14 protein-coding genes are annotated in these 14,291 nt (G+C 63.6%); 6 read left to right on the forward strand and 8 right to left on the reverse strand.

Going from position 1 to position 14,291, the window contains the following annotated elements; genetic code table 11:
- The first annotated feature begins 236 nt into the window (after window positions 1–236).
- The 3 genes from LDZ27_RS07725 (at window position 237) to LDZ27_RS07735 (ending at window position 4,541) form a co-directional block, all read left to right on the forward strand.
- The gene (locus LDZ27_RS07725; RefSeq protein ID WP_244813545.1) at window positions 237–2,141 is read left to right on the forward strand and encodes a PhoH family protein; all 1,905 of its coding nucleotides are present in this window, start codon (window positions 237–239) and stop codon (window positions 2,139–2,141) included.
- Window positions 2,142–2,331: 190 nt separating this feature from the next.
- Window positions 2,332–3,618: an NlpC/P60 family protein gene (locus tag LDZ27_RS07730; protein WP_244813546.1), complete on the forward strand. Its 1,287-nt coding sequence runs from the start codon at window positions 2,332–2,334 to the stop codon at window positions 3,616–3,618.
- Between the two features lie 116 nt (window positions 3,619–3,734).
- Entirely contained in the window at window positions 3,735–4,541 is an 807-nt protein-coding gene (locus LDZ27_RS07735; RefSeq protein WP_244813547.1) for an SDR family oxidoreductase, read from the forward strand.
- 48 nt (window positions 4,542–4,589) lie between these two features.
- On the opposite strand, the gene LDZ27_RS07740 is transcribed toward LDZ27_RS07735, so the two are convergent.
- The 8 genes from LDZ27_RS07740 to LDZ27_RS07775 form a co-directional block, all read right to left on the reverse strand.
- Window positions 4,590–5,600 carry an inorganic phosphate transporter gene (locus LDZ27_RS07740; RefSeq protein WP_244813548.1) on the reverse strand — a complete coding sequence of 337 codons (1,011 nt, stop codon included), beginning with the start codon at window positions 5,598–5,600 and terminating at the stop codon, window positions 4,590–4,592.
- 103 nt (window positions 5,601–5,703) lie between these two features.
- Window positions 5,704–6,330, reverse strand: a complete 627-nt coding sequence (locus tag LDZ27_RS07745; RefSeq protein WP_244813549.1) for a DUF47 domain-containing protein — start codon at window positions 6,328–6,330, stop codon at window positions 5,704–5,706.
- Between the two features lie 136 nt (window positions 6,331–6,466).
- Complete coding sequence (locus tag LDZ27_RS07750; protein WP_244813550.1) at window positions 6,467–7,858, reverse strand: replicative DNA helicase; 1,392 nt, start codon at window positions 7,856–7,858, stop codon at window positions 6,467–6,469.
- A 112-nt stretch (window positions 7,859–7,970) separates the two neighbouring features.
- Complete coding sequence (gene rplI, locus LDZ27_RS07755) at window positions 7,971–8,426, reverse strand: 50S ribosomal protein L9 (protein ID WP_244813551.1); 456 nt, start codon at window positions 8,424–8,426, stop codon at window positions 7,971–7,973.
- A 29-nt stretch (window positions 8,427–8,455) separates the two neighbouring features.
- Window positions 8,456–8,731, reverse strand: coding sequence for a 30S ribosomal protein S18 (gene rpsR / locus LDZ27_RS07760; protein WP_007000150.1), 276 nt, complete (start codon window positions 8,729–8,731; stop codon window positions 8,456–8,458).
- 2 nt (window positions 8,732–8,733) lie between these two features.
- Entirely contained in the window at window positions 8,734–9,033 is a 300-nt protein-coding gene (priB, locus tag LDZ27_RS07765; protein WP_244813552.1) for a primosomal replication protein N, read from the reverse strand.
- A gap of 31 nt (window positions 9,034–9,064) precedes the next feature.
- Window positions 9,065–9,436, reverse strand: coding sequence for a 30S ribosomal protein S6 (gene rpsF, locus LDZ27_RS07770; RefSeq protein WP_244813553.1), 372 nt, complete (start codon window positions 9,434–9,436; stop codon window positions 9,065–9,067).
- A 114-nt stretch (window positions 9,437–9,550) separates the two neighbouring features.
- Window positions 9,551–10,513 (reverse strand): LysR family transcriptional regulator, encoded by a 963-nt coding sequence (locus tag LDZ27_RS07775; RefSeq protein ID WP_244813554.1) that lies wholly within the window; start codon window positions 10,511–10,513, stop codon window positions 9,551–9,553.
- A 155-nt stretch (window positions 10,514–10,668) separates the two neighbouring features.
- Between LDZ27_RS07775 and gcl the strand changes: the two genes are divergently transcribed.
- From gcl to LDZ27_RS07790, 3 genes are read left to right on the forward strand one after another with little or no spacing between them, the layout of a single operon-like run.
- Complete coding sequence (gene gcl, locus LDZ27_RS07780; RefSeq protein WP_244813555.1) at window positions 10,669–12,444, forward strand: glyoxylate carboligase; 1,776 nt, start codon at window positions 10,669–10,671, stop codon at window positions 12,442–12,444.
- A 42-nt stretch (window positions 12,445–12,486) separates the two neighbouring features.
- The gene (gene hyi / locus LDZ27_RS07785) at window positions 12,487–13,287 is read left to right on the forward strand and encodes a hydroxypyruvate isomerase (RefSeq protein WP_244813556.1); all 801 of its coding nucleotides are present in this window, start codon (window positions 12,487–12,489) and stop codon (window positions 13,285–13,287) included.
- 27 nt (window positions 13,288–13,314) lie between these two features.
- Window positions 13,315–14,223 (forward strand): 2-hydroxy-3-oxopropionate reductase, encoded by a 909-nt coding sequence (locus LDZ27_RS07790; RefSeq protein ID WP_244813557.1) that lies wholly within the window; start codon window positions 13,315–13,317, stop codon window positions 14,221–14,223.
- Window positions 14,224–14,291: the final 68 nt, after the last annotated feature.

The following is a 14,291-nucleotide window of genomic DNA, read 5'->3' on the forward strand; positions in this document are numbered from 1 at the left end:
GAACGGCGGCTTTTTTATTGGCGTCGCGCTGGAAGATCGGGTTGTTCCGACCACTGCGCGGCGCACCGAACGACGCAACTCCAAGGAGCAGATCGAAACTTAGGCGAACCGGCGTTTTCGACAACGAAGCGCGCCACCGGGCGCAAACTGCGGGACACGTAGCGCTTTTCGGGCGGACGAGCAGGATGCGACAGGCGGCGCACGATACACGACCCGATTCCTTTCGAGGGAACACCATGCCTTTGCCTACCGCCCCGGCCAAGCTCGGCCATCTCCTTCCGGCCGAAGAGTACAAGGCCAAAGCCCGGCCGTCGAAGCAGTCGAAGAAACAGGCTGCGGCGAGCGACGACGACGCCAACGGCGCGGTCGAAACCGTTGCCGCCGAGCGTCCCGCAGCCGCGAACGCTGCGAACACGCTGCGCTCCATCGCGAGCGATGTCCTCGCGCAACCGCCGCAGGACGCGTCGGCGGAAACGAGCGCGCCCGCTGCGCCCGCCACGCGCGGCCGTCGCACCAAACAGACCGCCGCGCTGCTGCAGCCCGTCGCCAATGCGCGCGCGAAGCAGGAAGAAGCGGTGAAAGAAGCGGTGAAAGAATCGGCGGAAGAAACCGCCGAAGAAGCGCGCCCGGTCAGGCGCGAGGCGCGCACCGAAACGCCCGCGTCGACGCCCGCCTCACGCGGCGCGACGCCGGCCAACGAAGCGCGCGCGCAGACCAGACGCCGCCAGCGCACTCAGGTCGAGGACGAACTGCGCAAGCTCTTCGTGCTGGACACCAACGTGCTGATGCACGATCCAAGCTCGCTTTTCCGGTTCGAGGAACACGACGTCTATCTGCCGATGATGACGTTGGAAGAACTCGACAACCACAAGAAAGGCATGTCGGAAGTGGCGCGCAATGCGCGTCAGGTGAGCCGCACGCTCGATGCGCTCGTCGCGCACGCGGGCCAGATGTCCGAAGGCATTCCGCTCGCGGCGCAGGGAAACCGCGACGCGCTCGGCCGCCTCTACTTCCAGACGACGCTCACCGACATCGAACCGGTGGAAGGTCTGCCGGTCGGCAAGGCGGACAACCAGATTCTGGGCGTCGTGCGCGCGCTGCAGAAGGAGCGGCCGGATCGTCAGGTCGTGCTGGTGTCGAAAGACATCAACATGCGTATCAAGGCGCATGCGTTGGGCCTTCCCGCCGAGGACTATTTCAACGATCAGGTCCTCGAAGACAAGGACCTGCTCTACTCCGGCGTGCGCGCGCTCTCGCAAGACTTCTGGACGAAGCACGCGAAGGGCATGGAAAGCTGGCAGGACACCAAGACCGGCACGACCTACTATCGCGTGACCGGGCCGCTCTGCGCGTCCATGCTCGTCAACGAATTCGTGTATCTCGAACCGCAGAACGGCGAGCCGTCGTTTCATGCGGTCGTGCGCGAGCTCAACGGCAAGACGGCGCTCCTGCAAACGCTGCGTGATTACGGGCATCACAAGAACAACGTGTGGGGCATCACGGCGCGCAATCGCGAGCAGAACTTCGCGCTGAACCTGCTGATGAACCCGGAGGTGGATTTCGTCACGCTGCTCGGTCAGGCGGGCACCGGCAAGACGCTGATGGCGCTCGCCGCCGGCCTCGCGCAAGTGCTCGACGACAAGCGCTACAACGAGATCATCGTCACGCGCGCGACGGTGCCAGTCGGCGAGGACATCGGCTTTCTGCCCGGCACCGAGGAAGAAAAGATGCAGCCGTGGATGGGCGCATTCGACGACAACCTCGAAGTCTTGCAAAAGACCGACGATGCCGCCGGCGAATGGGGCCGCGCGGCCACGCAGGAACTGATCCGCTCGCGTTTGAAGGTCAAGAGCATGAACTTCATGCGCGGCCGGACGTTCGTCGACAAATACGTGATCATCGACGAAGCTCAGAACCTGACGCCCAAGCAGATGAAGACGCTCGTGACGCGCGCGGGTCCGGGGACGAAGATCGTGTGCCTCGGCAATATCGCGCAGATCGACACGCCTTATCTCACCGAAGGCAGTTCCGGCTTGACTTATGTCGTGGACCGCTTCAAGGGCTGGACGCACAGCGGTCATGTGACGCTCGCGCGCGGCGAGCGCTCGCGTCTCGCGGACTACGCGTCGGACATTCTGTAAGCCAATTCGCCGTTTGTTCGATGGCCCGCCGGAGAAATCCGGACGGGCCATTTTTTCGTCCGGTCGTCCCGGCTCTGCAACACTTACGGCACAAACTTAAAGTGAAATGTCACGAAGTCTTGCCGCACGCGCGTGCGGCGGGCTAGTATCGGCGGACTGACTACTCCGGCGAGCGCGCTCGCCGCCCGAAATGCGTCGAATCTGGCTGCCGTTGACCCTCACCGTACTGCTCGCCGCGTGTGGCACCGCGCCGCAGCAGACGGCGCGCAAGCCTGCCAGTTCGACGGGCACCGCGCTTCGCAGCTACAGCAAGCCGCCGCCGGGCTTTCCCGAGTTCGTCGATCACAGCGTCGGGCGCGAGGAAATCTCGATTCAGGCGATGGCGCTCGTCGGCGTGCCCTACCGCTGGGGCGGCAACACGCCGGATGCCGGTTTCGATTGCAGCGGACTCGTGCGCTATGTCGTCGACCGGGCGGCGTCCGTCAATCTGCCGCGCACGACTGCCGAAATGAGCGGGCGCGGCGAATTCATCGAGCCGGACCAGGTCGCTCCCGGCGATCTCATCTTTTTCAACACGACAGGCCGGCCGCATTCGCACGTGGGCATCTACGTCGGCAAGCTGCGCTTCGTCAACGCGCCGTCGACGGGCGGCACCGTGCGGCTCGACTATCTGACGAATCCTTACTGGGCGAAGCGCTTCGACGGCATTCGCCGCGTCGCGCCTCCGAAGGCCGCGCCGACGCCCTTCGATGCGCCGACTTATGTGGCCTCGCCTGCGCAGCCGGTTGCGCCCGCTGCTTCGTCGAATGTTTCGTCCTACGCGCGCCAGGCATCGTCCGCTTCGGGCGATTCTGGCGCGGCGCTGCGTCCATCGTCTGCCAGTGCTTCCGTTGCGGCGTACTCGCGCCAGCCGGCGGCGCTGGCTTCGGCGCATAGCGCAGACGCCTTCGAGCCGCCGCCCGTGTCGCTGAGCGCGGCGCAGCGTCAATCGGGTGCGTCAGCTTCCGCCGACGCTTACCCGCGTCAGCCGGCGCTGGCTTCGGCGCACGGCGCGGACGCGTTCGAGCCGCCGCCCGCGTCGCTGAGTGCGGCGCAGCGTCAATCGGCTGCGTCAGCTTCCGCCGACGCTTACCCGCGTCAGCCGGCGCTGGCTTCGGCGCACCGCGCGGACGCGTTCGAGCCGCCGCCATCCTCGCTCAGCGCCGCGCAGCGGCAAGCACAGGCGGCAGGCGCCAGAGCGTCCGCCGCGATCGAAGCGGCTCCCGATCCGATCCAGGCCGCCGCCGATGCCTTCGAGCCGCCTCCACCCACCTCGCGCATGGCGCGGCAACAGGCGCAGGCCGCGCAGACGGCGGTATCGCCCGAACCCGCCGAACCGCCCGTTCGCGTGATGCGCGCGTCGACGGGTTCGCTCACGGCGCCCCGCGCCGCACCGAATGACGATCCCATCGCCCGTTTCGCCAACGGCAGCAACTGACCCGCGCCGGCTGCATCGGGCCGTCCACCGATGCATGGGCCAGAAACCGACCGCGCTCTGCTATCGTGTCCGATACTTCCTCAACAGCGGCACCAAAGAACCGATAGGAGCACGACATGGATCTGGGTCTTGCGGGTAAGGTCGTCCTGATCACGGGCGGCAGCAAGGGAATCGGCTTCGCCTGTGCAAGAGCGTTCGCGAGCGAAGGCGCGAAAGTCGCGATCGTCTCGCGAGACGCTGCCAACCTTGCCCGCGCGCGCGAGCAACTCGCCGCCGACGGCCACCACGTTCATCTCGCCCGCGCGGATCTGCACGAGGCGCACAGCGCCGAAGACGTCGTCGAGGAAGCGAGCGCGGCGCTCGGCCCCATCGACATTCTGATCAACAGCGCGGGCGCGGCACGCCGCTACGACCCCGATTCGCTCGATGCCGCAGCCTACAAAGCGGCGATGGACGCGAAATACTTCTCCTACGTCTATCCGCAGCAAGTGGTGCTCAAGCGCATGGCCGAGCGCCTGCGTAGCCAGCCGGACACGGAACCGGGCGTAATCGTCAACATTGTGGGAATGGGCGGGAAGATCGCGTCGGATATCCACATCGCGGGCGGCGCGGCGAACGCGGCGCTCATGCTCAATACCGTCGGCCTCGCGCATCATTATGCGAAGCTCGGCATTCGCATCAACGCGATCAATCCGGGCGCGACGCTGACCGAGCGCGTCGAGGAAGCGCTCGCGCTGGAGGCCCAGCGGCAAGGCGTGACGCGCGATCAGGTGCTAGCCGATAGCCAGGCCAAGGTGCCGCTCGGACGCTATGCAAAACCGGAGGAAATCGCCGACGTGGCGCTCTTTCTCGCGAGCCGCCGTGCAAGCTACGTGTCGGGCGCGATCATTCCGATGGACGGCGTGTCGTCGCCGATCATCTGAAGCGCCGCGGCCCCGTTCGCGAACGGGGCTGCGGGCTCGGGACGATGCTTACAGAAAGTGGCGGCCGACCCACCAACCCGCCGCCGCGAGCGCGGCGGACGCCGGAATCGTGAGAACCCACGCCCAGACGATATTGCCGGCGACGCCCCAGCGCACCGCGCTGAACTTCTGCGTCGCGCCGACGCCGACGATCGCGCCGGTAATCGTGTGCGTGGTCGAAACCGGAATGCCGAGGAACGACGCCAGGAAGAGCGTGATCGCCCCGCCCGTTTCGGCGCAGCAGCCGCCCACGGGCTTGAGCTTGGTGATCTTCTGGCCCATCGTCCGCACGATGCGCCAGCCGCCGAACAAGGTGCCGAGACCCATCGACAGATAACAGAGGCCGATCACCCAGAGCGGCGGCGCGTCCGAGCCGGCGGACGCATAGCCGGTTGCGATCAGAAGCATCCAGATGATGCCGATGGTCTTCTGCGCGTCGTTGCCGCCGTGTCCGAGCGAATAGAGCCCCGCCGAGAAAAGCTGCAGGCGGCGAAACCGCCGGTCGACCTTCGATGGCGGCGTGCGGAAATACATCCATGACACGAGCAGCATGAAGAACGAGCCGAGCACGAAGCCGAGCAGCGGCGAGATGAAGATGAACGCCACCGTTTTGAGCAGCCCGTCCCAGTTGAGCGAAGACCAGCCGGATTTAGCGAGTGCCGAGCCGACGAGCCCGCCGATCAGCGCGTGCGACGAACTCGACGGAATGCCGTACACCCACGTGACGATGTTCCAGCCGATTGCGCCGACGAGCGCGCCGAAGATGACGTAATGATCGACGATGCCGGGGTCGATCGTCCCCTTCCCGACTGTCGCGGCGACCTTCAGGTGAAAGATGAAATAGGCAATGACATTAAACGCGGCCGCAAACGCGACGGCTTGCTGCGGCTTGAGCACGCCCGTCGAAACGACCGTTGCGATGGAATTGGCAGCGTCGTGGAAGCCGTTCATGAAGTCGAACACGAGTGCGACTAGAACGAGCGTGGCGACGGCCCAGATGGCGAGTTGAATCGAATGCATCAGTTGGTGTTGTATTGACCGGGCGTCGGGATGCGGCGCCGGTCTGTGTCGTCATCGCCCGCCGCGCGATCCAAAGCTGCGCCTGCGGGCTCGGGCGGCATGATCACGCGTTTTCCAGCACGATGCCTTCGATGATGTTCGCGACATCCTCGCACTTGTCGGTGATCGTCTCCAGAAGCTCGTAGATGGCCTTGAGCTTGATGAGGTTCTTCACGTCGTCCTCCTCGCGGAAGAGCTTCGACATGGCCGAGCGCAGGACACGGTCCGCGTCCGACTCGAGGCGGTCGATTTCTTCGCAGATTTTCAGTATCTCGCTCGCGCGCTTCATGTCCGCGAGCAGACCGACCGCCTGCTGCACGCGCAGGCAGGTGGCCGTGCAGATATGCGCAAGCTGGCTCGCCTCGGATGTCACGGCGCGCACGTCATAGAGCGAAATGGCGGTGGCGACGTCCTCCATCAGGTCGAGGATGTCGTCCATCGTGGTGATGAGCTTGTGAATCTCGTCGCGGTCGAGCGGCGTGATGAACGTCTTGTGCAGCAGGTCGATGGTCTCGTGCGTGAGCTTGTCGGCACGCTTCTCGTTCGTCTGGACGTTCTGCTTGTGGACTTCGGCTTCGTCCAGGTTGTCGATCAGCAGTTCCAGCTCGCGGCTCGCATCCACCATGCACTTCGCGTGCGCGTTGAAAATCTCGAAGAATTTGCCCTCAGTGGGCATGAAACGACCGAACATGAAAGTCCCGATAGATGGGTCAATGAGGCTGACATCAAACCGACATATTGTACCCGCGCCCAGCACCCCGCGCACCGCGCGCTGGTGCCGCGCGTCCGGGGGCCGACGATGGCTTGACAGGTGACGGGGGAACGGGTTACTCGCCGCCGTAGAAGTTCTGCACGCCTGCGAAGTTGTCAAACTTCGTGTATTGGCCGTGGAACGTGAGGCGCACAGGCCCGATCGGACCGTTACGCTGCTTGCCGATGATGATTTCCGCCGTGCCCTTGTCCGGGCTGTCGGGGTTGTAGACTTCGTCGCGGTAGATGAAGAGGATCACGTCCGCGTCCTGTTCGATAGCGCCGGATTCGCGCAGGTCGGACATGATCGGGCGCTTGTTCGGCCGCTGCTCCAGACCGCGATTGAGCTGCGACAGCGCGATCACCGGCACGTCGAGTTCCTTCGCGAGACTCTTGAGCGAACGCGAGATTTCCGAGATCTCCGTTGCGCGATTCTCGCCGCCGTTGCCCGAGCCCGACATGAGCTGCAGATAATCGACGATGATCAGTCCCAGCTTGCCGCATTGACGCGACAGGCGCCGCGCCCGCGAGCGCAGTTCCATCGGATTCAGACCGCCCGTTTCGTCGATGAAAAGCTGTGCCTCGCTCATTTTCTGCACCGCATGCGTGAGCTTCGGCCAGTCTTCGTCGGTGAGGCGGCCGGTACGCATTCTGTGCTGATCCAGCCGTCCGACCGAGCCGAGCATACGCATGGTCAGTTGCGTGCCCGGCATTTCCATCGAGAACACCGCGACCGGCAGGCCGTACTCGACCGCCACGTATTCGCCGACGTTCATCGAGAACGCGGTCTTACCCATCGACGGCCGCCCCGCCACGATGATCAGCTCGCCGCCGTGCATGCCCGATGTCATCCGGTCGAGATCGACGAAGCCTGTGGGCGTGCCGGTCACGTCGCTCGGATTCGCGGTGTGATAGAGCGTGTCGATGCGCTCCACCACTTGCGTGAGGAGCGGCCCGATTTCGAGAAAGCCCTGGGTGCCGCGCGCGCCGTCCTCGGCGATGGAAAACACGCGCGCTTCGGCTTCGTCGAGAATCTGCCGGACTTCCTTGCCTTGCGGATTGAAAGCGTCGGCGGAGATTTCGTCGGCGACAGAAACGAGGCGGCGCAGCACCGCCCGGTCGCGCACGATTTCGGCGTAGCGGCGAATGTTCGCCGCGCTTGGCGTGTTCTGCGCGAGCGCGTTGAGGTACGCGAGGCCGCCCACTTCGTCGGCTTTGCCGGCCATCGTGAGCGCTTCATACACGGTGATGACGTCCGCCGGGCGCGTCGCCGCGATCAGCTTGCCGATGTGTTCGAAAATAATGCGATGGTCATAGCGATAGAAATCGCCCTGCGACATGACATCGGCGATGCGGTCCCATGCCGCGTTGTCCAGCAGCAAGCCGCCGATGACCGATTGCTCGGCTTCGATGGAATGGGGCGGGACCTTCAGCGCGTCGAGTTGCGGGTCTTTGGACGGTGCGTTCATGGGGTGGGATTATCGAACAATGGCCGTGCGTGGACAATAAAAAATGGCAGGAGCCGAAAAGCTCCTGCCATTCTTCGTCCTGCTCGCGAGGCGCGAGACCTCGCGTGAAAACTTACGCGTGTTCGCCGAGCACCGACACCGTAACGTCGACCACGACGTCCGTGTGCAGCGCCACTTGAACCGGATGGTCGCCGACCATCTTCAGCGGGCCTTGCGGCAGACGCACTTGCGCCTTTTCCACTTCGGCGAAGCCTTGCTTCTTCAGCGCTTCAGCGATGTCCGCGTTCGTGACCGAACCGAACAGACGGCCGTCGACGCCCGCCTTCTGCGAAACCTGAACCGTGGAGCCGTTCAGCTTTTCGCCTTGTGCTTGCGCGGCGGTCAGCTTTTCAGCGGCAACCTTTTCCAGATCGGCGCGGCGCACTTCGAATTCGGCGATTGCGTCCTTCGTTGCGCGGCGAGCCTTCTTGCCGGGGATCAAGAAGTTACGTGCGTAGCCGTCCTTGACCTTGACGATGTCGCCGAGGTTGCCCAGGTTGACGACTTTTTCCAAAAGAATGATTTGCATTTTGGCTTGTCCTTAGTGCGTCGTCTGAATTAGGCCTTGTGCAGGTCGGTGTACGGCAGCAGCGCGAGGAAACGCGCGCGCTTGATTGCCGTGTCGAGCTGGCGCTGATAGTGCGCCTTCGTGCCAGTCAGACGAGCCGGCGTGATCTTGCCGTTTTCGCCGATGAAGTCCTTCAGCGTTTCAGTGTCCTTGTAGTCGATGTACTCGACACCGGCTGCCGTGAAACGGCAGAACTTCTTGCGCTTGAAGAGCGGGTTTTGTTGCTGACGACGCTTGTCGAATTTCTTACCAGTCGGGCGGGGCATGATTAGTCCTTTCCAATGTCCTGCAATTCTGTGATGTGAAACACCAGGGTTCGCGCGTTACGGCTTCTCTTCGCCAGAAAGCCGGTGAAGCGTGTTTCGACGCCCATCGGACAGCTTTCCAGCTTGCCGCTCGCTTCGCCGGCCGCGACCGCCTGCAGGGTCAGTTCGATTCTCCGGGCGATGCCCGCTTCGACGACTTCCGCGGCGTGTTGCAACGTGCAGCTCGCGATGGGAATGCCGGCGGGCGTGTACCGCACCGGTTCGCGTTCCACGACGCTTGCTGTGAGTTGCAGCCGGTTCACTTAAACCTTGGTGGCTGTGGCGATGTTCGCCTTAAGCCTGCGCTTCGGACGGCTGGCTGGCCGCCTTCTTGGCTTCTTCGCGCTGCACTTCCTTCATCATCGGCGACGGGCCGGTTTCGGCCTTCTTCATCTTGACGATGAGGTGACGCAGAACGGCGTCGTTGAACTTGAACGCGTGCTCCAGCTCTTCGAGCGTGGCCTGATCGCATTCGATGTTCATGCAGACGTAGTGAGCCTTCGCGAGTTTCTCGATCATGTAGGCCAGTTGGCGACGGCCCCAGTCTTCGATGCGGTGGATCTGGCCGCCGTGCGACGTGATCGTGGTCTTGTAGCGCTCGATCATGGCGGGCACTTGCTCGCTCTGATCGGGGTGCACGATGAAGACGATTTCGTAATGACGCATGTATCACTCCTTAAGGATAGAAGCCACCCGGGCGTCGGACCGGTGCGGCAAGTGAGAAGCCGAAGATTATAGCTTTTTGTATCGCCGCGCGCAATTGCAATTTCGGGCGCCTTTTCAAGCAGTTAGGGCGCGCGTCCGGGTTCCGGGGCGCGGCTCGCCGGGCAACGCGAGCGGGCGGCTCCAGTAGCCGGGCTGCGCATAGGTTTCCTTCAGGAAATCAATGAAGTAGCGCACGCGCGCCGGCACGTAGCGCTGCTGCGGGTAGACCGCGAGAATGTCGTAATCGGGCAGTTCGTAATCGTCGAGCACGGTTTCGAGTTCGCCCGCTTCGAGCTGCCGCTGGATTTCCCACGTCGAGCGCCAGCCGAGTCCGAGCCCTTCCGACACCCAGCGATGCAGCAGTTCGCCGTCGTTGCAGTCCAGATTGCCGGACACGCGCACCGTCACGAGCTTGCCGTTGCGTCGAAAATACCAGCCGCGGTTCTGTCCGCCTTGCAGGTTGAACGCGAGGCAGTTGTGGTTCGGCAGGTCGTCGAGCGATTTCGGCTTGCCGTGCTTCCGGAAATACGCGGGCGTGCCGCAGACCACGCGCCGATTGCCCGCCAGCTTCACCGCGACGAAGTTCGGGTCCACCGCCCCGCCGATGCGGATCGACAGATCGTAGCCCTCGCGCACCAGATCGACGACGCGGTCGGTCAGATTGAACGACATCTGCAATTCGGGCTTGTCCGCGAGGAACGCGGGCGCGTGCGGCGCGACGTGCATGCGCCCGAACGCCGCCGGCGCCGACACGATCAGATGCCCGCCCACCGCGCGCCGTCCCGCCGCCAGTTCGTTCTCCGCCTGATCCCATTCCGCGAGCAGATTCCTGCAGCGGTCGAGATACGCCGCGCCCTCCTCGCTCACCACGAGCCGCCGCGTCGAGCGATACATGAGCTTCACGCCGAGGCGCTTTTCCAGCGCGTCGATGCGCCGCCCGAGGATCACCGGCGAGACGCCCTCTTCGAGCGCCGCCGCCGCGAGACTGCCCGCCTCGGCCACGCGCACGAACGTTTCGATTTGCTTGAAGCGGTCCATGCCCTGTCTCCTTCGAAGTCGCGCGGGGTCGTCATTCGATACTTTTTGTTTAGGAAAAAACGACTCGCGCTGATCTTATCAAACCTTTTTCACGATTTTAAAGTTCAACGGAAGCGTGCATCCAACTTTCGATTCGAGACCCCAAGGAGACAACCATGCCCAAGATGAGAGCCGTCGACGCCGCCGTCCTCGTGCTGGAAAAGGAAGGCATCGACACCGCGTTCGGCGTGCCGGGCGCGGCCATCAACCCGTTCTATTCGGCGATGAAGAAGTCGGGCGGCATCAGCCACGTCCTCGCGCGTCACGTCGAAGGCGCATCGCACATGGCCGAAGGTTATACCCGCGCGGCGCCGGGCAATATCGGCGTTTGCATCGGCACGTCCGGGCCGGCGGGCACGGACATGATCACCGGCCTCTATTCGGCGCAGGCCGACTCCATCCCCATTCTCGCGATCACCGGCCAGGCGCCGCGCGCGCGCCTCTACAAGGAAGATTTCCAGGCGGTCGATATCGAATCGATCGCGAAGCCGGTCACGAAATGGGCCGTCACCGTGCGCGAGCCGGCGCTGGTGCCGCGCGTGTTCCAGCAGGCGTTCCATCTGATGCGCTCGGGCCGTCCGGGTCCGGTGCTGGTCGATCTGCCGATCGACGTGCAACTCGCCGAGATCGAATTCGATATCGACACCTACGAGCCGCTGCCCGTCTACAAGCCGAAAGCGACGCGCGCGCAGATCGAAAAAGCGCTCGCGATGCTGAACGACGCGGAAAAGCCGCTGATCGTCTCGGGCGGCGGCGTGCTGAACGCGGCGGCGGAAGACCTGCTCGTGGCGTTCGCGGAAACGCTCGGCGTGCCCGTCATTCCGACGCTCATGTCGTGGGGCGCGATCCCCGACGATCACCCGCTCATGGCCGGCATGGTCGGCCTGCAGACGTCGCACCGCTACGGCAACGCGACGATGCTCGCGTCCGACTTCGTGCTCGGCATCGGCAATCGCTGGGCGAATCGTCATACGGGTAGCGTCGAGGTCTATACGAAGGGCCGCAAGTTCGTGCACGTCGATATCGAGCCGACGCAGATTGGCCGCGTGTTCGGTCCGGACCTCGGCATCGTGTCGGATGCAAAGGCCGCGCTCGAATTGTTCGTCGAAGTCGCCAAGGAATGGAAGGCCGCTGGCAAGCTGAAAGATCGCGGCGCGTGGGTGGCGGACTGTCAGCAGCGCAAGCGCACGATGCTGCGCAAGACTCACTTCGAGAACGTGCCGATGAAGCCGCAGCGCGTGTACGAAGAGATGAATCTCGCGTTCGACCGCGATACCTGCTTCGTAACGACGATTGGTCTCTCGCAAATCGCGGGCGCGCAATTCCTGCATGTGTTCAAGGCGCGCAACTGGATCAATTGCGGGCAAGCCGGCCCGCTCGGCTGGACGATTCCGGCTGCGCTCGGCGTGCGCGCGGCCGATCCGCAGCGCAAGATCGTCGCGCTTTCGGGCGATTACGACTTCCAATTCATGATCGAAGAGCTGGCGGTGGGCGCGCAATTCAAGCTGCCGTATGTGCATGTGGTCGTGAACAACTCGTATCTCGGCCTGATTCGTCAGGCGCAGCGCGGCTTCGACATGGACTACTGCGTGCAGCTCGCGTTCGACAACATCAACGCTCCCGAACTCGAAGGCTATGGCGTGGATCACGTCGCCGTCGCAGAAGGGCTCGGATGCAAGGCGCTGCGCGTGTTCAAGCCCGAAGACATCGCGTCCGCACTGAAGCAGGCAGAGGCGCTGATGGCGGAGCACCAGGTGCCGGTCGTCGTCGAGATGATTCTCGAACGCGTGACGAACATCGCGATGGGCACCGAGATCGACGCGATCAACGAGTTCGAAGCGCTTGCTGAGAACAAGGCGGACGCGCCGACGGCCGTCACGCCGCTCGACTGAACTTGAAGCCATTCCACTGACCGACCATCAGGACAACCAATAATGCCGAAATTCGCCGCGAACCTGACCATGCTGTTCAACGAAGTCCCATTCCTCGACCGCTTCGCGGCAGCGGCGAATGCGGGCTTCAAGGCGGTCGAGTTCCTGTTTCCGTATGCCTATTCGATCCGCGATCTCGAGGCGCGCGTGAAGGACAACGATCTGCAAATCGTGCTGCACAACCTTCCCGCCGGCAATTGGGAAGCGGGCGAGCGCGGCATCGCGTGCCTGCCCGATCGCGTCGATGAATTTCGCGAGGGCGTGCCGCGCGCAATCGAATATGCGAAGGCGCTGAACGTGCCGCAACTGAACTGTCTCGTCGGCATTCCGACGGCGGGCGTTTCGGCACAGCAGGCGCGCGAGACCATCGTCGAGAACTTGCGCTTTGCCGCCGATGCACTGAAGCAGGAAGGGATCAAGCTGCTCGTGGAACCATGCAACGCATACGACATTCCGGGCTTCGCGCTGAATCGTTCGCATGAAGGACTCGACGTCATTCGCGCAGTCGGTTCGGACAATTTGTTCCTGCAATACGACATCTATCACATGCAGCGCATGGAAGGCGAACTCGCCGCGACCATCAAGAAGAACCTGCCGTCGATCGCGCATATCCAGCTCGCCGACAACCCCGGCCGCAACGAGCCGGGCACGGGCGAAATCAACTATGCGTTCCTGTTCCAGCTGCTCGATTTGATCGGCTATGACGGCTGGATCGGCTGCGAATACAAGCCGCTCAACGGAACGGAAGCGGGCCTGAACTGGCTGCAGAACATCGGCGGCGTGAAGCATCGCGCGACGGCATAAACCCGACACACAGGAGGAGCGAGAAGTATGGCAACCATCGGTTTCATCGGACTCGGCATCATGGGCGCGCACATGGCGCGCAATCTCATCAAGGGCGGACACGCGCTCGTCGTGAACGGCAAGTATCCGGTGCCGGACGATATCCGTGCGCAAACGCAAGTGCTCGCGGATTCGACCGCGGTCGCACAGGCTAGCGAGATCATCATCACGATGGTGCCCGACACGCCCGATGTCGCCAACGCATTGTTCGCCGATGACGGCATTGCCAACGGACTGAGCGAAGGCAAGCTCGTGATCGACATGAGTTCGATCAACCCGCTCGACACGCAGGACTTCGCGAAGAAGATCAACGCGCTCGGCTGCGATTACCTCGATGCGCCCGTTTCCGGCGGCGAAGTCGGCGCACGCGATGCAACGCTCACGATCATGGTCGGCGGCCCGGAAAAGTCGTTCGCCATTGCCAAGCCGCTTTTCGACCTGATGGGCAAGAACATCTCGCTCATCGGCGACAACGGCGCGGGTCAGACGTGCAAGGTCGCCAATCAGATCATCGTCGCGCTGAATATCGAAGCGGTGGCGGAAGCGCTGTTGTTCGCCGCGCGCTCGGGCGCCGATCCGGAGCGCGTGCGTCGCGCGTTGATGGGCGGCTTCGCTGCATCGCGCATTCTGGAGTTGCACGGCGAGCGCATGACGAAGCGGACGTTCGATCCGGGCTTTCGCATCGAGCTGCATCAAAAGGACCTGAACCTTGCGCTCGATGGCGCGCGCAAGATGGGACTCGCTCTGCCGCATACCGCGAGCGCGCAGCAGTTGTTCAGCGTATGTGCGGCGAACGGCGGCAAGGCGTGGGACCATTCGGCGCTCGTGCGTGCGCTCGAGATCATGTCGAACTTCCAGGTGGCGCAAGAGCCGCAGCAGGCGAAGGCTGCTGCGTGAGCATCGCTGCCTGAATCGTGGGGCGTCCCGCGTATGGGCACGCGGGACAAATGCCGCTCTGGGCTGAG

Origin of the sequence: Caballeronia sp. Lep1P3, assembly GCF_022879595.1 — a bacterium.
Lineage (GTDB): Bacteria > Pseudomonadota > Gammaproteobacteria > Burkholderiales > Burkholderiaceae > Caballeronia.